The organism is Pseudomonas sp. GW458-11-26-14-LB4, assembly GCF_059423925.1.
Genome location: NZ_JBWKYU010000011.1, coordinates 80,066 through 99,714, shown reverse-complemented (window position 1 = coordinate 99,714; position 19,649 = coordinate 80,066). Strand labels below are relative to the sequence as shown.

The 19,649-nt window shown below is 61.0% G+C and carries 20 protein-coding genes; 17 read left to right on the top strand and 3 right to left on the bottom strand.

Annotated features, from left to right (window positions below; all coding sequences use genetic code 11):
• The first annotated feature begins 179 nt into the window (after window positions 1-179).
• Entirely contained in the window at window positions 180-950 is a 771-nt protein-coding gene (locus AC07XZ_RS16460) for an AraC family transcriptional regulator (protein ID WP_085747504.1), read from the top strand.
• Window positions 951-1,011: 61 nt separating this feature from the next.
• Complete coding sequence (locus tag AC07XZ_RS16455) at window positions 1,012-1,293, top strand: hypothetical protein (RefSeq protein WP_102686703.1); 282 nt, start codon at window positions 1,012-1,014, stop codon at window positions 1,291-1,293.
• A gap of 57 nt (window positions 1,294-1,350) precedes the next feature.
• Here AC07XZ_RS16455 and AC07XZ_RS16450 read toward each other — a convergent pair whose 3' ends face one another.
• Window positions 1,351-1,779, bottom strand: a complete 429-nt coding sequence (locus AC07XZ_RS16450; RefSeq protein ID WP_102686704.1) for a hypothetical protein — start codon at window positions 1,777-1,779, stop codon at window positions 1,351-1,353.
• 144 nt (window positions 1,780-1,923) lie between these two features.
• On the opposite strand from AC07XZ_RS16450, the gene AC07XZ_RS16445 reads away from it, so the two are divergent.
• The 14 genes from AC07XZ_RS16445 to AC07XZ_RS16380 all read left to right on the top strand — a co-directional run bounded on the left by AC07XZ_RS16445 (window position 1,924) and on the right by AC07XZ_RS16380 (window position 17,490).
• Window positions 1,924-4,050: a TonB-dependent receptor family protein gene (locus AC07XZ_RS16445; protein ID WP_102686705.1), complete on the top strand. Its 2,127-nt coding sequence runs from the start codon at window positions 1,924-1,926 to the stop codon at window positions 4,048-4,050.
• 60 nt (window positions 4,051-4,110) lie between these two features.
• Complete coding sequence (locus AC07XZ_RS16440; RefSeq protein ID WP_178084654.1) at window positions 4,111-4,593, top strand: hypothetical protein; 483 nt, start codon at window positions 4,111-4,113, stop codon at window positions 4,591-4,593.
• Window positions 4,594-4,601: 8 nt separating this feature from the next.
• A complete protein-coding gene (locus AC07XZ_RS16435) occupies window positions 4,602-5,042 on the top strand; it encodes a hypothetical protein (protein WP_102686706.1) in 441 nt (146 codons plus the stop codon).
• Between the two features lie 86 nt (window positions 5,043-5,128).
• Complete coding sequence (locus AC07XZ_RS16430; protein ID WP_039771176.1) at window positions 5,129-5,392, top strand: PAAR domain-containing protein; 264 nt, start codon at window positions 5,129-5,131, stop codon at window positions 5,390-5,392.
• Between the two features lie 183 nt (window positions 5,393-5,575).
• Window positions 5,576-6,628, top strand: coding sequence for an isopenicillin N synthase family dioxygenase (locus AC07XZ_RS16425; RefSeq protein ID WP_102686707.1), 1,053 nt, complete (start codon window positions 5,576-5,578; stop codon window positions 6,626-6,628).
• A gap of 27 nt (window positions 6,629-6,655) precedes the next feature.
• Window positions 6,656-7,465: a MetQ/NlpA family ABC transporter substrate-binding protein gene (locus AC07XZ_RS16420; RefSeq protein ID WP_102686708.1), complete on the top strand. Its 810-nt coding sequence runs from the start codon at window positions 6,656-6,658 to the stop codon at window positions 7,463-7,465.
• Entirely contained in the window at window positions 7,462-8,262 is an 801-nt protein-coding gene (locus tag AC07XZ_RS16415; protein WP_102686709.1) for a methionine ABC transporter ATP-binding protein, read from the top strand. The genes AC07XZ_RS16420 and AC07XZ_RS16415 overlap by 4 nt, the downstream gene beginning before the upstream one ends.
• Entirely contained in the window at window positions 8,259-8,930 is a 672-nt protein-coding gene (locus AC07XZ_RS16410; RefSeq protein ID WP_074690781.1) for a methionine ABC transporter permease, read from the top strand. Before AC07XZ_RS16415 ends, AC07XZ_RS16410 begins: the two co-directional genes overlap by 4 nt.
• A gap of 8 nt (window positions 8,931-8,938) precedes the next feature.
• Window positions 8,939-10,495, top strand: a complete 1,557-nt coding sequence (locus tag AC07XZ_RS16405) for a sugar ABC transporter ATP-binding protein (protein WP_102686710.1) — start codon at window positions 8,939-8,941, stop codon at window positions 10,493-10,495.
• The gene (locus AC07XZ_RS16400; protein WP_007955505.1) at window positions 10,488-11,513 is read left to right on the top strand and encodes an ABC transporter permease; all 1,026 of its coding nucleotides are present in this window, start codon (window positions 10,488-10,490) and stop codon (window positions 11,511-11,513) included. The genes AC07XZ_RS16405 and AC07XZ_RS16400 overlap by 8 nt, the downstream gene beginning before the upstream one ends.
• A gap of 31 nt (window positions 11,514-11,544) precedes the next feature.
• A complete protein-coding gene (locus tag AC07XZ_RS16395) occupies window positions 11,545-12,600 on the top strand; it encodes a substrate-binding domain-containing protein (RefSeq protein WP_102686711.1) in 1,056 nt (351 codons plus the stop codon).
• 9 nt (window positions 12,601-12,609) lie between these two features.
• A complete protein-coding gene (locus tag AC07XZ_RS16390) occupies window positions 12,610-13,275 on the top strand; it encodes a sulfite oxidase-like oxidoreductase (protein ID WP_102686712.1) in 666 nt (221 codons plus the stop codon).
• Between the two features lie 387 nt (window positions 13,276-13,662).
• Window positions 13,663-16,050 (top strand): TonB-dependent receptor plug domain-containing protein, encoded by a 2,388-nt coding sequence (locus tag AC07XZ_RS16385; protein WP_102686713.1) that lies wholly within the window; start codon window positions 13,663-13,665, stop codon window positions 16,048-16,050.
• Window positions 16,051-16,092: 42 nt separating this feature from the next.
• On the top strand, window positions 16,093-17,490 hold the full coding sequence (locus AC07XZ_RS16380; protein ID WP_102686714.1) for an APC family permease: 1,398 nt from the start codon (window positions 16,093-16,095) through the stop codon (window positions 17,488-17,490).
• 131 nt (window positions 17,491-17,621) lie between these two features.
• Here AC07XZ_RS16380 and AC07XZ_RS16375 read toward each other — a convergent pair whose 3' ends face one another.
• On the bottom strand, window positions 17,622-18,083 hold the full coding sequence (locus AC07XZ_RS16375; RefSeq protein ID WP_102686715.1) for a DUF3574 domain-containing protein: 462 nt from the start codon (window positions 18,081-18,083) through the stop codon (window positions 17,622-17,624).
• Between the two features lie 390 nt (window positions 18,084-18,473).
• Here AC07XZ_RS16375 and AC07XZ_RS16370 point away from each other — a divergent pair, with 390 nt between their 5' ends.
• Window positions 18,474-18,983, top strand: a complete 510-nt coding sequence (locus tag AC07XZ_RS16370; RefSeq protein WP_007955499.1) for a hypothetical protein — start codon at window positions 18,474-18,476, stop codon at window positions 18,981-18,983.
• Window positions 18,984-19,048: 65 nt separating this feature from the next.
• On the opposite strand, the gene AC07XZ_RS16365 is transcribed toward AC07XZ_RS16370, so the two are convergent.
• Window positions 19,049-19,639 (bottom strand): helix-turn-helix domain-containing protein, encoded by a 591-nt coding sequence (locus tag AC07XZ_RS16365; protein ID WP_162130482.1) that lies wholly within the window; start codon window positions 19,637-19,639, stop codon window positions 19,049-19,051.
• Window positions 19,640-19,649: the final 10 nt, after the last annotated feature.

The window sequence follows — 19,649 nt, the reverse complement described above, 5'->3', positions numbered from 1 at the left end:
GTGAACTCATCAGGCGTCGGGCGATTGATGTTTTGCGCAGCTGCGGATGACGAAATCGGCACAGTTGCGAAGAAAGACAGCGGCGCTCGACACGCCGCAAACGTTGCTGCAATCTGCACGCGCACGCCTCAGGGCGGACTCGTTTTCAGGCCGATCCACTCACCGGGGAAGACCTTCACATGCAGAACGCGTTTGCGATCCTCTGTCAGGGCGATGAGCGCCATCGGCCGCATACTCTCGATGCACTGCTGGGCGGCGTTGCACCGCTGTTGCCGATGCTGGATGCGATTCCGAACGCGGCGATCTTCATCAAGGATGTGCAGGCGCGGTACGTCCTGGCCAATCGCACGCTGGTGCAGCGCTGCGGCTTGAAAGACCTGAAACCGCTACTCGGCAAAACCAGTGCGCAGGTGTTTCCGGCGCAACTCGGGCCGGGTTATACCGAGCAGGATCGGCGGGTGCTGGAAGAGGGTTTCGTGCTGGAGGATCAGCTGGAACTGCACCTGTACGGCAGTCGTGAACCGGGCTGGTGCCTGACGCACAAGCGTCCGCTGTACAACCGTGACGGCGAGATCATCGGCCTCGCGGGGATTTCGGTGGACCTGCAATCGGCCAGCGAAAAACATCCAGCGTTCCAGCGCCTGGCGGCGGTCGACGAACACATCCGCGCGCATTTCAATCGGCGTGTCACCTTGGGCGAATTGACCCGGATCGCCGGTATCTCGGTGGCGCAACTGGAGCGCTACTGCAAACGGGTCTTCCACCTGACGCCGAGGCAGATGATCCAGAAAGTGCGGCTGGAACATGCCCATCGCCTGTTGCACACCGAACTGCCGATCACCGAGGTGGCGCTGCAATGCGGCTACACCGATCACAGCGCTTTCACTCGCCAGTTCAAGGCATCGACCGGGTTCACCCCGCGTCAGTACCGGCAGGCGACCACCCAGTGAATGTCCGGCGGGAGCGACTAGACTCCATGGATCACGGTTGTCTTTCGAGGAGTGAAACGGGATGAGCAGACCAGTCGCGCTTCACTGCTCGTCGTGGTTCTTGATCGCCTTCAGCGTGATGCTGGCTTCGGGATGCTCAAACAGAACGCATTACCCGCCATCAGGCGTTGGCGACAGCTGTTACGCCAAGGCCTTGCCGACGGTTGGCGAGGGCGGCCTGGCCTGGGGCTCCAGCCTGAACATGGCCCGGCAAAAATCCATGGCCAACTGCATGCGTTACGCCGGGCGCTCCGGAGGAACGCCGGACACCTGCCAGGTGGTGTTGGCCAAGTGCAAGAATTGACGGGGTGATCCAGGCGCCACCTCAAAGGTCGGTGGCGCTGTTGCCTTCAGAGCAGAACTACCGCGCGCGTTTCAGTGATTGCGAAAGGGCCTGTTTGGCGATCAGTGAGGCAACGTCCTTGGCACCATAGCAACGGAATTTGACACTGTAGGCGTCTGTGTCGAGACGGACGATCTTCGTCACGAAACCGCCTTCGACGGTGACCTTGCGGATCGCCGGCATTGGTATCTCGACATCCAGTGTCCCGTCCTGAACCATGCGGTTCATGGCATTGGCATTCAAGAAAACGGCGTTTTCGGTGACGGTGACTCTGCCGCCCACCCACAATCCGCCATAGTGATTTCTGAATCCCTCGAGCACCCCGGCGAGTACGCCGACATTGCCGTTCCCCACGACCTCGTAGAACTCGCCCACATCTTCGTAGTTCAGTTCAGCATCGGTCACCAGAAAGTTGACCATCTTCGACTTCAGAACTTCTTCGGCCATCCCTGCATCTCCCTTGTTCAAATCAATGTCCCGAATTTCAGCCGCCTGTTTACCTGACAAAAAACAAAATCGCCATGTGTTTCCTTCGTTCTTTCATACGTCGCAGTTGTCACTGTCCGTTCCCGCCTGTCTGGAGTTCACCCGATGCCTTCGCTCAAAACCCTGCCCGCTGCCTTGCTGGGACTGGCCCTTGTCTGTCCGCTCAAGGCGCAATCCCAGGGGCTGGAACTGGGGCAAGTGCTGATCGGGGCCGAGGATCAGAGCGGTGAAGATGCGTCGGTGGAAGAGGCGAAGGCTCGTCTGGCCGAGGTGCCGGGTGGCAGCAACGTGGTGGATATGCGCCAGCCTTTGCAGGGCCGGGTCGCCAGCAATCAGGACGTGCTGGCGTATCAGCCCGGCGTCTATGCCCAGTCGGCGGGCAACGAAGGGACGAAAATCTCGATCCGTGGCTCGGGCATCAACCGCGCTCCCGGCGCCCACGCATCAGGGCTGTACACGATGCTCGACGGCCTGCCGCTGACCGGCCCCGGCGGCACGCCTTATGAACTGCTGGAGCCGCTGTGGCTCGACCATGTGGAGGTGCTGCGCGGTGCCAACGGTTTTGATCGCGGTGCGCTGGCCCTCGGTGGCGCCGTCGATTACGTCAGCCACACCGGCTACAACGCGCCGTTGCTGAATGTGCGTTACGTCATGGGCAGCCACGGTTATGCCCAGCGGCAAGTCAGCTCCGGTCAGGTGCTGGGCGACTTCGATTACTACCTGTCGATGACCGACGCGCATTCCGACGGTTATCAGGATCACACCGCCAGCAAGAGCCAGGGCGTGATCGCCAACTTCGGTTATCGCTTCAATCCGAATCTGGAAACCCGCTTCTACATTCGTCACCGCGAGACCGACAACGACCTCGCCGGGCGGGTGACCAAACATTCCATCGAGCACGATCCGCGCGCAGCCAACCCGGCCTACGTGACGCGCAACGACAGCCGCGATCAGCCCGGCAGCACCTTCATCGGCAACAAGACCACGTACTACATCGACGACGATTCGAGCATTCAGACCGGTCTGGTCTATCACGATTACCCGATGGACCTGCGCGAAGGCCCCAATCGCCTGAAGGTCGCCTACACCGATGTCAGCGGCACGTTCGACTACAAGCGCCGCGACACGCTCTGGGGGATGGAGAGCAACAGCACCGTGGGCCTGCGAGTGACCAAACACCTGCCCAACGACGGTGCCAGCGAACGGGTGCGGATTCCCACCGGCAATACCGCCGGTTATGCGCCGGGCACTCACATGCGCAACTTCACTTATCAGGGTTCGGATTCTGTCCTGCATGTGGGCAACGACCTGGAAATCGCCGACGACCTGTGGCTGACCACCGGCCTCGCCGCGATCTACACCCGACGCGAAAGCGCGGTCACCTACCCGGAAGGTGGCGGCAAGACCAGCCTTGGCGACTGGGATTACGCGCCACGTCTGGGTCTGCGCTATCAGGTGACGCCGGATCTGCAACTGTTCGGCAACCTCAGCCGCTCGGTCGAAGCGCCGCATCCGTGGTCGCTGATCTACAGCTCCAACGTACGCTTCCCCGCTGGCAGCGGCGCCGCCACCGGCACCCAGCGCGATCCGGTCAAGCTGCAAAACCAGACCGCGACCACCCTGGAACTCGGCGGCCGCGGCGACAGCGCGCTCGGCGAATGGAGCCTGGCGTGGTACTACGCTCAGGTGCGCCACGAATTGCTTTCGGTGTTGCCAGACGCCAACGCGACCACGCCTTACGAACTCAACGCCAGCCCGACCGTGCACCAAGGTATTGAAGCCAGCCTGAACAGCAACCTGTGGTCAGCAAACGATGGCGGCAAGTTGAGCCTGCGTCAGGCCTACACCTTCAGCGACTTCCACTACCGCGACGACGACCGCTTCGGCGACAACCGCCTGCCGGGCCTGCCGATGCATTACTACCAGGGCGAGCTGCGCTACGACTTTCCACAAGGTTTCTTCGCGGCCGTCAACACGCAACTGGTCTCGAAAACCGCAGTGGATTACGCCAACAGCTATTACGCCGATCCTTACGCCACCTTCGGCGCCACGTTGGGCTACAACGCACCGAAAGGCGACTGGCAGACCTGGCTGGACATGCGCAACCTGACCGACAAGCACTACGCGGCTACCGTTACGCCGGGCTATGACGATAAAGGCCTGGACGCCGCACGCTCCACACCGGGTGAGGGGATGGCGATGTATGTCGGGGTGTCGTGGAGTTTGCTCTGACGCTGGTGTGTGAGTGTCGAACCCTATCGATCAGTTTCCTCTGGTGCATGGAACCAATAAATGAAATTGCGATTCTCCTGGGAAGAAGCGTTCGGCGACTTGTTTCCGCACTGTAGTTCAGACGTCGTGAACGAGGATGGCACGAGCCTTTTGTCCTGCATCCTGACCGATGATGGCGGCTGCCAGCTCATACATTCGCTGAAGTGGATAGACGTGGGTTTGGCGCGGATCAAATCGGTGAAGGAGTCAAAGGTCGAATTCGATCACTGGGATCGTGAAGATTGGGCTGCAGATTTTTCAAAGGAAATGGAGCCCTATGACCATAGCCAAACAATGAGTCACGGCCACCAGGGTAATCCCGGAAAAGCCTATCGAGCTCAGGTTCAGTCAAAAATCGAAGTGGGAGACATGAGAGGTGCAATGGCGATGGAGATCAGAGATGTGCGCCGTGTAGCCACTCAGGTCGGACAACCCAGAAAGTACAATGAAGCAATGCAAGAAATGCTGGCGTATGCCAAGTGCCGTAAATTTCTGGATAAGTGAGAGAAACCATGAATGATCAAGCGTTCAAAGTGTGGCGAGATAAACTGGTTTCATTGGATCGCTACGAGAACCAGGAAGATGCTCGTGAGTTCTCGGCGCTCGTGAGCAGTGTCCGCGACGAACTCGATGCAAAAACCATTGATGTACTACTGTCGACCTTTTGCGATGAAGACGACTACGGTGTGCAAGAGCGCGTGGTGGGTGTTCTTGATCATGCTGAAGCGGGCGTTTTTGCTGAAAGGCTTGCGGTGAACTTCTCAACGTTGCAAAGACAGGCAAGTGGCAAGGAATGGCCTCTTGTTCTGATCGGTCGTGTCGTGAACTCGGACAACGCAGAGAAGATCAAGGCGATTGTCGCGGCTGCGAAGAAGTCCCCGGATCTTGACGCCTTTATTCGAAGTGATGAGTTCCTGGATGAGTATCCGGAGATCGAAAGCTACTTCCCCTGATACGACTCAAGGCCCGCCGTTTTCACGTTTGATGGGTTCCACGGCCCCATTTGGCATGCCAGAAGTCAGGTCAAAGGAGTGACAACATGAAAGACGCAATCCGCCTCGGCGACTCCACCACCCACGGTGGCAAGGTCCTCGAAGCCTTCTCCCGGACTGACCTTAACGGCAAGCCGATTGCCGGGCTCGGTCACAAGGTCAGTTGCCCATTGTGCAAGGGGATTTTCCCGATTGCCGAGGGCAGCAGCACCTACACCGTCGATGGGGTACCCATCGCGCTCGACGGCATGAAAACTGCGTGTGGGGCGGCGCTTATTGCCAGCGGCCCGAAGGGCGCGGTGGTCAGCTGAGTCCTGTAGTAATACAGACCTAAGCTAATGCAAAAAAGATATTTGTTCGGTGTTTTTAATATCGTTTAGTTTTGTTTCATAGACGAATCAAAAGCATCAAACCGATAGACCTCCCGATTGCCATGACGGCACACGCTGAATCGATCACGGACTCTTCAGGTTTGATTCACACGGGAGTGAATCATGCCGCACACCTCAGACATCACCGCATTACCCATCCTCGACCTGTCCCAGTTCGACGGTACGCCGTCGCAACGCCAGGCATTTCTTGATGACTTGCGCCATGCCGCCCGCGATGTGGGTTTTTTCTACCTGACCGGCCATGGCATCGACGCCAACCTGCTTGAGCAAGTGCAGGACTACGCGCGCCAGTTCTTCGCCTTGCCTGACAGCGAGAAAGCCGCCGTCGGCATGATCAATTCGCCGCACTTTCGCGGTTATAACCGCGCCGCGTCCGAGATCACTCGAGGCCAGCCCGATCAACGTGAGCAATTCGATCTGGGCGCCGAGCGCGACGTCTTGCCATTGAACGCCGACAGTCCGTTGTGGGCGCGGCTGCAAGGGCCGAATCAATGGCCCGAAGCGTTGCCGCAACTCAAGCCGCTGCTGCTCGACTGGCAGCAGGCGATGACCCAAATGTCGCTGCGTCTGCTGCGCGCATTCGCTCAGGCGCTGTCCTTGCCGGAAGACGCTTTTGATCGGTTGTACGGCGACAAACCCAACGAACACATCAAGCTGATGCGCTATCCGGGGCAAGCCTCGACGGCGAGCAATCAGGGCGTCGGCGCGCACAAGGATTCGGGTTTTCTCAGCTTCCTGCTGCAAGACCGGCAGGCCGGTCTGCAAGTGGAGATCGAAGAGGGGCGCTGGATCGATGCGCTGCCTCGGGACAATACCTTGGTGGTAAACATCGGCGAGTTGCTGGAGCTGGCCACCAACGGTTATCTGCGTGCCACGGTGCATCGGGTGGTGTCGCCACCGGTGGGCAGCGAGCGCTTGTCCATCGCGTTTTTCCTCGGCGCGCAACTGGATGCAGTGGTGCCGCTTTATCCCTTGCCGACGGCGTTGCTGCGTGAGGCTCGCGGCCCGGCCAGCGATCCGCTCAACCCGCTGTTTCGCGATGTCGGCTGGAATTATCTGAAGGGCCGACTGCGCTCCCATCCCGATGTCGCGCAGCGCTTCTACGCCGATGCGTCGAATACCCAGACACCGCTTCGCAAGACCGCCAACGCCTGATCCATCACTCGCTTAAGGACTCTTCCCATGTTGAAAAAAGCAGGCTTGACCCTGGCCGTCCTCGGCGCGTTGGTGACTTCGTTCAGTGCTCGAGCGCTGGAACCATTGCGCGTTGCCGCCGACCCGGTGCCCCACGCGCAGATTCTGGCGTACATCCAGAAGCTCGATCCGCAGCTCAACCTCAAGGTGATCGAAATCCCGCAGGGCGTGAACTCCAACGAGTTGCTGGTGCACGGCGATGTGGACGCCAACTACTTCCAGCATCTGCCGTACCTGCAATCCCAGGAAAAGGCCCTCGGCGAGAAACTCGCGGTGGCCGCCACGGTGCACATCGAACCGCTGGGGATTTATTCCCATCGCCACAAAACCTTCGCCCAGGTGCCGGACAAAGGCACGGTCGCCGTGCCGAACAACGTCACCAACCTGAGCCGTGCGCTGTACCTGTTGCAGGACAACGGCCTGATCAAGCTCAAAGCCGGCTTCAATGACCCGGCGGCCGATCAGGCGACGCCCAAGGACATCGCGGAAAACCCTAAACACCTGAAGATCCTCGAAATCGAATCGCCGCAATTGCCCCGTGCGCTGGATGACGTGGACCTGGCGGTAATCAACGGCAACTACGCGCTGGAAGCCGGGCTGGTGCCGGCCAAGGATGCGCTGGGGCTGGAGAAGGCCGAGCACAACCCCTACGCCAACATTCTGGTGACCACGCCGAAACTGGAAAACGATCCGCGCATCCAGCAATTGGCCAAGGACCTGACCTCGCCGCAAGTCGCCAAATACATCGCCGAGAATTTCAAGGGCTCGGTGATCCCGGTGGCGGACGTCAAGCCATGATCGTCGTCGAGCAGTTGAGCAAGACCTATCCGTCAGCGTCGACCCCGGCGCTGGATCAGGTGTCGCTGAGCATTCCCGATGGGGCGATCTACGGGATTCTCGGGCGCAGCGGCGCGGGTAAATCGACGCTGCTGCGTTGCCTCAATCTGCTCGAACGCCCGGATGCCGGGCGGATTCTGCTGGACGGCGAAGACCTCACGGCGCTATCCGACCGTGAGTTGCGCCGCCAGCGTCAGCGCATCGGCATGATCTTTCAGGGCTTCAACCTGCTGCATTCGCGCAACGTGTTCGACAACGTCGCGGTGCCGCTGGAAATCGCCAAGGTTACCAAGCCACAGCGCCATGAACGGGTTCGCGAGCTGCTGGAGCTGGTGGGCTTGAGCGACAAGGCCGAAGCCTTTCCATCGCAACTGTCCGGTGGGCAGAAGCAGCGAGTGGGCATCGCCCGGGCCCTGGCGGCGCGCCCGGCGTATCTGCTGTCGGACGAAGCCACCAGCGCCCTCGACCCGGAAACCACCGCGTCGATTCTGGAGCTGTTGCGCGACATCAACCGCCAGCTCGGTTTGACCATCGTGCTGATCACCCACGAGCTGGACGTGGTCAAGTCGATCTGCGATCACGCCGCGTCCATGGCCAATGGAAAACTGGTGGAGGCGGGGCCGGTGGCCCGATTGCTCGCCGATCCGCAGTCCGCCCTCGGTGCTTCACTGCGCCCCAGTTGCGGCTTGCCGCTGGGGCATGACGCGCCCGGTTTGAGTTTTCTGCGGCAATACGGCGTACGGGCGGCCCACTCATGAACCGCGTGATCGACTGGAATGAAATCCTGCAACTGGTGCTCAACGCCACTGGCGAAACCCTGTACATGGTGCTGCTCGCCGGGCTGTTCACGTTACTGATCGGTTTGCCGCTGGGGGTGTTGCTGTTCATCAGCCGCCGTCAGGGTCTGTACCCGTTGCCGAGGCTCAATCAGGCCTTGGGCGCGGTGATCAACCTCGGCCGTTCGCTGCCGTTTGTGGTGATGCTGATTGCCCTGATCCCGCTGACCCGGCTGGTGGTCGGCACCACGCTGGGCAGCACCGCCGCCGTGGTGCCGATCACCATCGGCGCCTTCCCGTTTTTTGCGCGGATCGTCGAGAACGCTTTGGACGAAGTCGAAAAGGGCCGGATCGAAGCGATCCTCGCCATGGGCGGTGACATCCGCCACGTGATTTTCAAAGTGTTGTTGCCCGAAGCGCTGCCGGCCTTGCTGGCGGGCATCACCCTGACGCTGGTGATGCTGATCGGTTTTTCTTCCATGGCCGGGGTCATCGGCGGTGGCGGACTGGGCGATCTGGCGATCCGCTACGGCTATCAACGGTTCAACAATGAAGTGATGGTCGCCACCGTCGTGGTGTTGGTCATCCTCGTCCAGGGCGTGCAAAGCCTGGGCGATCGACTGGTGCGTTCGCTGGCTCATCGACGTTAAGGAATTTTATGGGTGCGCCTGTCGCCGTGGTCTCCGAACCACTGATTCGTGTACGTGAACTGAGCAAGACCTTTGGCTCGAACCGGGCGCTGGACCGGGTCAGCCTGGATATTTTTCCCGCCGAAGTGGTGGCGCTGCTCGGCGCCAACGGGGCGGGCAAGTCGACGCTGGTGAAGATCCTCGCCGGCAGCCAGACCCACGATGGCGGCGAGATCCGGATTGATGGCCAGCCCCGGCATTTCAGTTCGCCGCTGTCGGCGCGCCGCTTCGGCATCGTCGCGGTTCATCAACAGATCAATGAAGGCATCGCGCCCGGATTGAGCGTGGCGGAAAATCTGCTGCTCGATGAACTGTGCCGTCCCGACGCCGACTTCTGGCTCAACCGCAAACGTCTGCTGGAGCGCGCCGCAAGCATCGCCGCCGGCCTCGGTCTGGTGCTGCCGCTCGAGCAACCGATCGAACACCTCGGCCAGGCTGAACGGCAACTGGTGGTGCTGGCCCGCGCCTTTGCCCTGCAACCGCGCCTGCTGATTCTCGACGAGCCGACAGCGGCCCTGTCGAATGCCGAGGCGCAGCGCCTGTTCGGGCTGATCGACACCTTGCGCAGCCATGGTGTGGCGATTTTGTACATCTCCCATCGGCTGTCCGATCTGCAACGGGTGGCCGACCGCGCCGTGGTGTTGCGTGACGGGCAACTGGCCGGTGAGTTCAGTGCCCGGCAATTGCCCGAGGCACTGGAAGCGATGCTTGGTCAGGCGCTGGAAGCTCACGTCTACACACCGCGAGCGGCGGGGCGTGAAGTGCTGAAACTGCGCGACATAAAAGTCCTGCCGCGCACCCGCGCCTTTGATTTGTCCTTGCACGAAAACGAAGTGGTGGTGCTGACCGGATTGCTTGGCGCCGGCAAAAGCGAGATCGCCGAAGTGCTGTTCGGGCTGCGCAAACCGGTGTCCGGCTCTCTGCAACTGGACGGCATCGAGTGGCAACCGGGCTCGCCCCGCCAGGCGATCCAGAGCGGCGTGTTCTTCGCCGCCGAAGATCGCGCGAGCCAATCACTGGTGCCGGATTTTTCTTTGCGCCGAACCCTGACCTTACCCTTCCTCGAACGCTTTACCCGTGGCGGTTTCATCCGCAACCGTGCCGAAGCAGCAGCGGTGGAGGCGCAAGTCGCCGCGCTGGGAATCAAGACCACCGGCATCGATGTGCCGATGAGTGCGTTGTCCGGCGGCAATCAGCAGAAAGTCGTGCTCGGTCGCTGGCTGCTTGGCGAGGGCCGGGTGCTGATCCTCGACGAGCCATTTCAGGGCGTTGATGTGCGTGCCCGGCGCGAGATCGGCCAGTTGTTGCGCGACAGCGCCGCTGGCCGCGCCACGCTGGTGATCTGCTCGGACGTCGATGAAGCGCTGGAGATCGCCGACCGGATCCTTCCGGTGCGCGATCACGCGGTGGTGGCCGAGTACCCGCGTGCCGGGCTGGATCGCGCCACCCTGGTCGCCGCGCTGGCCGGCAGCGATCCGCAAAATTCTATTGTTCACGCCGCGCCAAGGAGTAGAGCGAGTGCCTGATTCGAGTTCCCTGTTGTCATCCGCCCCGGCGCCGACCGAGCGCTTCGTGCAAGCGCTGATCCGATACGGCCTGCTGTGGGTGCTGGCGTTGATCGTGGTGTTTTTCAGTGTGGCGGAACCGGCGTTCCTGCGCGTTGGCAACCTGTTCAGCATTCTGCAATCGGTGTCGATTGTCGCGCTGCTGGCTTTGGGCGTGACGCTGACCATGGCCGTGGGCGGGCTGGATCTGTCGATCGGCGCGGTGGCCGCCATGAGCCTGATGATCGCCAGTTACGTGATGGTGGTGCTCGGCTGGGGCGCGGTGCCGGCAGTGCTGATCAGCCTGGCCGGTGGCGCGCTGGTCGGGCTGCTCAACGGCTGGCTGATCGTGAAGATGCGTGTGCCGGACATTCTCGCGACGCTCGGCAGCATGTTCCTGGTGATCGGCGTGCAACTGATTCCCACGGGCGGACGCTCGATTGCGGTGGGCATGACTTTACCCAACGGCGATGAAGCCGAGGGTTCGTTCAGCGCAGTGTTTCTGGCATTGGGTCGAGGACGACTGTGGGACATCGTGCCGGTTCCGGTGTTGATCACGGCGGTGGTCGCGGTGGCGGTGTGGCTGTTTCTCGAACGCACGCGCATCGGCCGGTTGTTCTATGCGATTGGCGGCAACGAGCAGGCGGCGCGTCTGGCCGGTGCGCCGGTACAGCGCTTCAAGTTGCTGGCTTACGTGCTCTCGGCGCTGCTGGCCTCGCTCGGCGGTTTGTTACTGGCGGCGCGATTGGGGCGCGGTGATGTCAGCTCCGGCAATGGCCTGGTGCTGGATGCACTGGGCGCTGCGCTGATCGGTTTTGCCGTGCTCGGGGCGAAGAAGCCCAACGCGTTCGGCACGCTGGTCGGCGCATTGCTGGTGGCTTCGTTGCTCAATGGCCTGACCATGCTCAACGCGCCGTATTACGCGCAGGATTTCGTCAAGGGACTGGTGCTGGTGCTGGCCCTGATGTTCACCTTCGGCCTCGCGCATCGGGCGCGCTGAGCCGTTTCATTGATGCTTCAAGGAAAGATCCATGCACGGTTCAATCAAGCAGTTCGCACGTCATTGCCTCGCCGGGGCGCTGCTCTCGGCGCTGGCCCTCAATGCGCAGGCCAAGGCCCTGCCCGGCGCACCGGCGCCGTTCGATAAAGGTCAGGTACAGATTGCGCTGGTCGGCTATCTGTTTTCCGGGGATTTCCCTGAAGCCTATCTGCGCGGCGTGGAGAAACAGACCGAAGCGCTGGGCGCCAACCTGCGGGTGTTCGACGCGCGGCAACAGGCGGCGAGCCAGGGCGAGATGATCGATCAGGCCGCCGACCTCGGCGTCGACGGCATCATCGTGCAACTGGGGCTCGCGGAAACCCTCAAAGGCCCGATTGACCGGGCGCTCGCCAAAGGCATCAAGGTCGTCGCGTTCGACGTCGATCTGAACACGCCGCAAGTAACCCAGGTCGAGCAGGATCACCACGCACTGGCGCGTCTGGCACTCGATCAAGCGGTGAAGGACAACGGCACCCGCTTCGACGCCGGGTATGTCTACATCAGCGGCTTCACGCCGATGGAGCGCCGCGACGAGATCTGGAGCCAGGTCAAGGCGAGCAATCCGGGGATCGTCGAGAAGGCGCGTTTCGGCACGCTCAATCCGCCGATTGCCAACTCGGTGGCCGATCAGGCCAGCGCCGTGTTGCGGGCCAATCCGGGGATCAGCGTGATTTTTGCGCCGTTCGACGAGTTCGCAAAAGGCGCGAAGATCGCGGTGGACGAGGCCGGTCTGAGCCGCAAGGTGAAGATCTACAGCGCCGACATTTCCACTGCCGACATCCAGATCATGAAAGAACCGGACAGCGCCTGGGCCGCCACCGCTGCGGTCAATCCGCAAGTGGCCGGGGCGATCAGCGTGCGCAGTCTGGCGATGCTGATTGCCGGGGAAAATCCGGGGCACAAGGTGCTGGTGCCGCCGACTCTCATTACCCGTCAGCAACTGCTGGATCTGGACGTGAAAAACGTACGGGATCTGGGGCAGAAACTGCCGGCCTTCGGTGACACCGCCAATGTCGCGCGGGCACCGTGGATTCCCGTGGCGAACTGAGGAACCGACATGCACGACAAGGCTGCGCGCCTGCGCAAGAGCCGTTCGCCGAAAGCCGATGTGGCGCTGGGCGAACGGCTGCCACCGGGGCAGGTGCTGACGGAGCGCTTCCCGATCCTGCACGAGGGCGAGGTGCCGGCGTATGACCTGGCGACGTGGTCGCTGCGCCTGTTCGGCACCTTGGCCAAGCCGGTCGAGCTGACCTACGCCGATCTGCAAGCGCTGCCGCAACGCTCGTTGCAATGCGACATTCATTGCGTGACACGCTGGTCGAAATTCGACACCCGCTGGAGCGGCGTGCACCTGCAAGATCTGTTGCAGGCCCTGGACATCCGGCCGACGTCGTCCTTCGTCATGGCCCACGCCGATCACGATTACCAGACCAACCTGCATCTCGATGACTTGCTGCACCCGGACAGCCTGCTGGCCACCCATTACGACGGTCAGCCGCTGACCGCGCAGCATGGCTGGCCGCTGCGGCTGGTGGTGGCGGGGCGGTACTTCTGGAAGAGCGCGAAATGGCTGCGCGGGCTCGAATTCACCGATCAGGAACAACCGGGCTTCTGGGAGCGCAACGGCTTTCATTTGCACGCCGATCCGTTCATTGAGCAGCGCTTCAGCGGCGATGCGCTGGACATTGCCGAAGATGCCTGGCGGGAAAAGGACTTCGACTGACGGCATCTAACTTCGCACCGAAAAAACACTGATTAATAACGCTCTCTACAACAACGTGGATTGCGTTTTTGTGCGTGATTAGTTGTTGGTTAGTTGGGTGTTCATGTTGTTTCGCAAACACAAGTGTTGCTCAGGCAACACTCCGTTCGTCGGGCATAACCTAAGCGTTATTGGTTCTTTTGCGGCGTGCGACCGCTCGTCTAGGATCGGTAAACAGGGGGTTCTACTAACTTTGGGGTTCTTGCGCTCTAACAGCCGATAGTTGTTCAGCACACTTGGCTGCCTTTCTGAATATCAAAACTACAGCAGAAATTGCCGTGCACCGATTGCCGATACTTCATGATTCGGCAGCGGCCGGTTATTAACTGCGATTCAAGGAGCTGTCGCATGATTCACCGTTCGCGTTCATTACTCGCCATTGCTGTTGTCAGTGCAATCTGGCAACTTCCTGCGCAAGCCGAAGAGACTTCCGCGCGCGTCGACGATGACACACGGCTGGGCACCGTGCTGGTCACCGGCACCCGGGGCACCGCACGCACGGTGCTGGATTCGCCGGTGCCGGTGGATGTGCTGACCGCCGAGGACCTGAAGACCGCCGGCGCCAGTGGCGGCGAGCTGGGCCAGGCGTTGCAGACGCTGTTGCCGTCGTTCAGTTTTCCGCGCCAGTCCAACTCCGGTGGCGCCGACCACGTGCGCGCCGCGCAGCTGCGCGGCATGAGCCCGGATCAGGTGCTGGTGCTGGTCAACGGCAAGCGCCGCCACACCTCGGCGGTGGTCAACGACTCGTCGAAAATCGGTCGCGGCACGGCGCCGGTGGACTTCAACTCGATCCCGATCAGCGCGATCAAACGCATCGAAGTGCTGCGCGACGGCGCGGGCGCGCAGTACGGCTCGGACGCGATTGCCGGGGTGATCAATATCATCCTCGACGATGCCCCCGAAGGCGGCGAAGTGTCCACCAGCTACGGCGCCTACCATACCCATCAGGACGCGATCGGCAAAACCACCACCGACGGCCAGAACAGCGTGACCACCGCCAAGATCGGCACGCGGCTGGGCGAGGAGGGCGGCTTCATTCGCGGCGGTACCGAGTACAAGGATCGCAACCCGACCAACCGCGCCGGCTACGACGGTTTCGCCGACACCCCGGGCCAGCGCAACTACGTAATGGGCGACGGCGTGGCGCGGGACGTCAACGCCTGGTTCAACGGCGAATTGCCGCTGGCCGGCGGCAAGGCCTACAGCTTCGGCACCTACAACGAACGCCACACCACCGGCGCCGAGTTCTATCGCTACCCGTCCGAGCAGCCGCAGTTCTACCCTAACGGCTACTTGCCGCAATCGCTGGGCGACAACACCGACATCTCCGCTACCGCCGGCTACAAGGGCCTGATCGGCGACGACTGGGATTTCGACAGCAGCGTCACCCACGGTCGCAACCGCTTTGAATCGGCGACCCGTCGCACCCTCAACGTCAGTCTCGGCGCGGACTCGCCGACCCGCTTCGACACTGGCGACTATGAGTTGCGCCAGACCACCACCAACCTCGATTTCAGCCGCGAATTGCGCCTCGGTGGCCGCTCGTTCGTGCTGGCGGTGGGCGGTGAATATCGCTACGAAAACTACCTGACCTTTGCCGGAGACGAAGCCTCTTACATCGGTTCCGGGGCCGATGGCGCAAACGGCCTGCGCCCGAGTGAGGAGTCGGATCTGGATCGCAACGTGTTCGGCACCTACGCCGAATTGTCCGGTGATCTCACCGACCGTTTCTTCGTCGATGCCGCCACGCGCTGGGAACATTACGACGATGCGGGCAGCAAACTCACCGGCAAGCTCAGCGGTCGCTACAAGCTGACCGATCAATGGGCGTTGCGCGGTGCGGTGTCGAACAACTTCCGCGCGCCGTCGCTGGCCCAGAGCGGCTTCCAGAACACCACCAGCAACTTCGGCGACGGCGGCACGCTCACCGATATCCGCGTGCTGTCGGTCAACGATCCGATTGCCCGTGCCCTGGGCGCGGAAAAACTCGATCCGGAAACCTCGAAGAACTTCAGCCTCGGCCTGACGTTCCAGTTGAACGAACGCTTCGATGCGTCGCTCGATGTGTTCCGCATCGACGTCAAAGACCGCATCACCCTGTCGCAGCGAATCGGCAGCGACGCGCTGGAAAGCTACATCAATGACAACTTCGGCGTGCCGGGCGTGCACGACGTCAACTTCTTCACCAATGCCGCCGACACCCGCACTGACGGCGCCGAACTGGTGCTCAACTACCATCAGCCGTTCTACGACGGGCAACTGGGGCTGACCACCGCGTACACCTACAACCACACCAAGGTCACCAGCACCAAGGGCACGCCGTCGCAGCTGACCGCCTTAGGGATTGGCAATGACGCGCTGGTCGGCGTCGAGGAACGCAACACCCTGACCGACGCCGCGCCCAAGGATCGTTTCGTGTTTTCCGCCAACTGGACCAGCGAACACTGGGGCCTGCTCGGGCGTCTGACTCGTCAGGGCGAGACCACTCGGGTGTTCGATTTCGGCGACTCGCAGCCTGAGCAAACCTATGGCGCGGTGTGGCAGCTGGACGCCGAGGTGACCTACAAATTCACCCCGAAATTCAGCATCGCCCTGGGTGGCAACAACCTGACCGACAACTACCCGGAACGCTCCGGCTCGGCCATCAACTACGGCGGCAACCTGCCGTACGACGTGCTCTCGCCGATCGGCACCAACGGCGCTTATTACTACGCCACCGCCACCTACGGCTTCTGAGTCTTTTCCGCCATGGATGGCGGATCATCAGCGGGAACCTTCATGACTCAAACCAATGGCCCCAAGCGGCACCTGCCGGTGTTCCAGGCATTGCTGATCACGCTGGGCATGGTCATCACCACCGACATTCTCAAAACCGCGCCGACCGTTGCCTTGAACGTCGGGCCGGAACATTTCTATTGGGTCTGGGTGCTCGGCGGACTGGCGTCGATGGCCGGGGCCTTGTGCTTTGCCGAGATGGCCACCGCGTTCCCGCATCCGGGCGGTGACTATCATTTCCTGCGCACCGCTTATGGCGAGCGCATGGGTTTCCTGTTTGCCTGGTCGCGATTCTCGGTGATGCACACCGGGTGGATCGCGTTGTCGGCGTTCATGTTTGCCGACTACTTCAATGCGGTTGTGCCGTTGGGGCATTACGGATCCGGGGTGTTTGCCGGTGCGATCATTGCTGCGTTGGTGCTGCTGAATCTGACGGGCAAGCACATTGGTTTCATGACTCAGACGGTGCTGGTCGGGCTGCTTGCTCTCGGGTTCCTGAGCATTGCCAGCGCCGGAGTCTGGCTGGCGTGGCAAGGGATCGAGCCGACGCTGCCCAGTGATCCGGTGGTGCCCGAACACACCGGCGCGGCAGGGTTTTCTGCGGCGATGATCTTTGTGTTTCTGGCCTTCGGCGGCTGGAGCGATGCAGCGACATTGTCCGCCGAAGTGCGCGATGGTCGACGCGGGATCTTCATCGCCATGCTCGGTGCGCTGACGGTGCTGATGACGATCTATCTGGCACTGAACTGGGCGTTCGTCCAGGGGCTGGGATTCGAAGGCCTGGCAGCGAGCAATGCACCGGCGGTGGAATTGTTGAACCGCGCCTTCGGTGCCCCGGGCGTGCTGCTGATCCTGCTGATGGTTGGCATCGCGGCCATCGCCACTATCAACTCAACCTTGCTGGTCGGCGCCCGCACCACCTACGCCGCCGCCCGCGATGTGCCGCAACTGCGACGATTTGGCGAATGGGACGAGCGTGACGGTGTACCGCGCAAGGCGTTGCTGGCGGAGGGGGCGGTGGCGTTGGTGTTGGTGGTGTTTGGCAGTTTTACCCAGAGCGGTTTCAACACCATGGTTGAGTATCTGACGCCGGTGTACTGGCTGTTTCTGAGTTTGAGCAGTCTCGCGTTGATCATTCTGCGCAGGCGCTTTCCCGAGGTGCCCCGGCCGGTGAGGGTGCCGCTTTATCCGGTTTTGCCGCTGTTGTTCTTCGGGCTATGCGTGTACATGCTGTATTCCAGCGTGACGGTGGTTGGTTTCGGCGCTTTTCTGGGGATTGTGGTGTTGCTGGTGGGGGCTCTGCTTTTGGCAGTGGTGGGGCGACTGACGCCAGGCCCTCACCCCAGCCCTCCCGAAACGTCGGACCGCCCGGAGGGAGAGGGGGCCGACCGGGTTGTCTGACGCTATCCATCGACCTGAAACACTGAGTCGATTATGGATTCAGAAGGGCAGGTTCAGGTCGGCGTAGTTCTGAAGCATCCCACGGTCAGTTCCCTCTCCCTCCGGGAGAGGGCTAGGGTGAGGGCAGGCGATCAGAAGGACACCGCGGCGGGCTGCGACAACCGCAACACCGATAAATCCCCCGTAATCCGCTTGTACGCCAAACGAATCGCCTCGATGTCACTCTCACGTTTCGCGCTGCTTTCGTGCAGGATCACAATCACCTTGGTCGCCAGCCGCTCGGGCACTTTCGCGTCGTGGTCCTTCCACTGCCCATACGCATCGAACACGCTGAACCCGTCCGGGAACCGCGTCGTCACTTCCTGATCGAGAAACTCGCGCCAGCGCGCAGGGCTCACCACACCTTCCTTGCCTTCCAGCGGCCCCACCGAGAAGTACAACTCGGTGCGCACCCACTGCGCCTGCGCCGGTCGTGTGGCATCGCCTTGCAGGGTCGAACTGGCGGGATCCTTGGTATGCACGGAAACCGGAGGAGAGCTGGCACATCCGGTGACTGCCAGGAACAGTGCTGCCAGTAGTAAACGTTGCGGCATGGAACTTCCTTATTGTTAAGAACTGTCCCCAATTATAGAGGGGAGGGTTAATAGCAATAAAAGATTAAAAAGTGGATCGTTGCTGAACTAATGGAATAAGCAAACACAGTGAAAATAATGCCCGCTGGTTAGAACGATTATTTCTTTAAGTTATTTACTTGGTGTTGGATCGCATATCCATGACATTTAAAAGCCTGCTTCCGCATTTGCCGGATCTGTCATGGCGTCTACTCTGCTGCTGCAACGGTTCGAGTCGCACGGAACGCTGCACTTGAAGCGTTTGAACAGCACTTTTTGCTGCTCGATGGACAGCTTGTTGCGGATTTCCCAATCCTTAGAATCCGCTCCATCAACTTCTCATCCAGTTCTAAATCCTCAGGGAGCTACACCATGATGAACGCCATGCAGATGCAAATGCCGATGAACGCCAACATGCCGATGATGCCGATGACGGGCATGCCGATGATGATGGCGACCATGAGCTGCGACATGATGGACGACGGCATGATGTGCAAGATGATGCCGGCCGCTGGCATGGACATGGCCATGTTCAAGAACAGCGCTGAAATGATGCAGATGATGATGGACTGCGGCATGCCGATGATGATGCATTGCGGCAACATGAGCATGATGTGCATGTCCCCGGCGGCCATGGCCATGCCGATGATGAACATGATGATGCCAATGCCGATGATGGGCATGCCGATGCCATCGATGAAGTGCGTGATGGAATGCACCATGATGGCCGACTGCATGATGTGCAAAATCATGCCGATGCCGGGCATGAACATGGACATGATGAAGAACTGCTGCGCCCTGATGATGAAGATGATGAACGACTGCAGCATGCCGATGATGATGAGCTGCAACGGCATGCCGATGATGTGCTGCACCTGCTGATTTTCGCCAGCGCATGAAAAAGCCCGACCGGGAGATTCCCGGTCGGGCTTTTTGTTGTCTGTTTGTCAGTCCAGGCGTTCGGGGTAAGTGACCACCAGATACGCCACCGCTTCACTGTCGGCGGGGTTGCGGTAACGATGGGGCTGGTCGGCGTAAAACAGAATCGAGTCGCCCGTCGACAGCAGATAGCGCTCGTCGTTGACGCTGATCTCCAGCACGCCCTGAGCCACCACCAGATTTTCCTGGACGCCGGGGCCGTGGCCTTCGGATTGATCTTCGCCCAAGGGGCTCAGGCGCAGTTCATAGAATTCCGACTGGCGCGCCACATCAAAGGGAAACAGCGCGCGGCTGACAAAGGCGCCACTGGCACTGACCAGCCGCTTGCTCTGGCTCGCCGACAACACGGCCACGCCTTCAAACGCGCGATGTTCGAGAAACGCCGCCACCGACACCTTCAAACCCTTGGCGATTTTGCACAGCACCTTGATCGACGGCACGCTGCGCCCGGATTCGATCTGCGCCAGCATCGCCCGGCTCACGCCACACTGGCGGGCGAGGGCATCGAGCGACAGATGCCGCTTGCCGCGCAGACGTTGCAGGTTCTGCGCGACACGTTCACAGATCGGGTCTTCTTCCAGGGAATCGAGGTTGTTCAGGTCCACCACA

What these genes read in the sequence shown, in the direction of transcription:
- AC07XZ_RS16430 (WP_039771176.1), top strand. Translation starts at nt 5,129, where the DNA reads ATGAAAGACGCAATCCGCCTCGGCGACTCCACCACCCACGGTGGCAAG.
- AC07XZ_RS16405 (WP_102686710.1), top strand. Translation starts at nt 8,939, where the DNA reads ATGGGTGCGCCTGTCGCCGTGGTCTCCGAACCACTGATTCGTGTACGT.
- AC07XZ_RS16380 (WP_102686714.1), top strand. Translation starts at nt 16,093, where the DNA reads ATGACTCAAACCAATGGCCCCAAGCGGCACCTGCCGGTGTTCCAGGCA.
- AC07XZ_RS16440 (WP_178084654.1), top strand. Translation starts at nt 4,111, where the DNA reads ATGAAATTGCGATTCTCCTGGGAAGAAGCGTTCGGCGACTTGTTTCCG.
- AC07XZ_RS16370 (WP_007955499.1), top strand. Translation starts at nt 18,474, where the DNA reads ATGATGAACGCCATGCAGATGCAAATGCCGATGAACGCCAACATGCCG.
- AC07XZ_RS16420 (WP_102686708.1), top strand. Translation starts at nt 6,656, where the DNA reads ATGTTGAAAAAAGCAGGCTTGACCCTGGCCGTCCTCGGCGCGTTGGTG.
- AC07XZ_RS16435 (WP_102686706.1), top strand. Translation starts at nt 4,602, where the DNA reads ATGAATGATCAAGCGTTCAAAGTGTGGCGAGATAAACTGGTTTCATTG.
- AC07XZ_RS16395 (WP_102686711.1), top strand. Translation starts at nt 11,545, where the DNA reads ATGCACGGTTCAATCAAGCAGTTCGCACGTCATTGCCTCGCCGGGGCG.
- AC07XZ_RS16445 (WP_102686705.1), top strand. Translation starts at nt 1,924, where the DNA reads ATGCCTTCGCTCAAAACCCTGCCCGCTGCCTTGCTGGGACTGGCCCTT.
- AC07XZ_RS16460 (WP_085747504.1), top strand. Translation starts at nt 180, where the DNA reads ATGCAGAACGCGTTTGCGATCCTCTGTCAGGGCGATGAGCGCCATCGG.
- AC07XZ_RS16415 (WP_102686709.1), top strand. Translation starts at nt 7,462, where the DNA reads ATGATCGTCGTCGAGCAGTTGAGCAAGACCTATCCGTCAGCGTCGACC.
- AC07XZ_RS16385 (WP_102686713.1), top strand. Translation starts at nt 13,663, where the DNA reads ATGATTCACCGTTCGCGTTCATTACTCGCCATTGCTGTTGTCAGTGCA.
- AC07XZ_RS16455 (WP_102686703.1), top strand. Translation starts at nt 1,012, where the DNA reads ATGAGCAGACCAGTCGCGCTTCACTGCTCGTCGTGGTTCTTGATCGCC.
- AC07XZ_RS16410 (WP_074690781.1), top strand. Translation starts at nt 8,259, where the DNA reads ATGAACCGCGTGATCGACTGGAATGAAATCCTGCAACTGGTGCTCAAC.
- AC07XZ_RS16390 (WP_102686712.1), top strand. Translation starts at nt 12,610, where the DNA reads ATGCACGACAAGGCTGCGCGCCTGCGCAAGAGCCGTTCGCCGAAAGCC.
- AC07XZ_RS16375 (WP_102686715.1), bottom strand. Translation starts at nt 18,083, where the DNA reads ATGCCGCAACGTTTACTACTGGCAGCACTGTTCCTGGCAGTCACCGGA.
- AC07XZ_RS16450 (WP_102686704.1), bottom strand. Translation starts at nt 1,779, where the DNA reads ATGGCCGAAGAAGTTCTGAAGTCGAAGATGGTCAACTTTCTGGTGACC.
- AC07XZ_RS16425 (WP_102686707.1), top strand. Translation starts at nt 5,576, where the DNA reads ATGCCGCACACCTCAGACATCACCGCATTACCCATCCTCGACCTGTCC.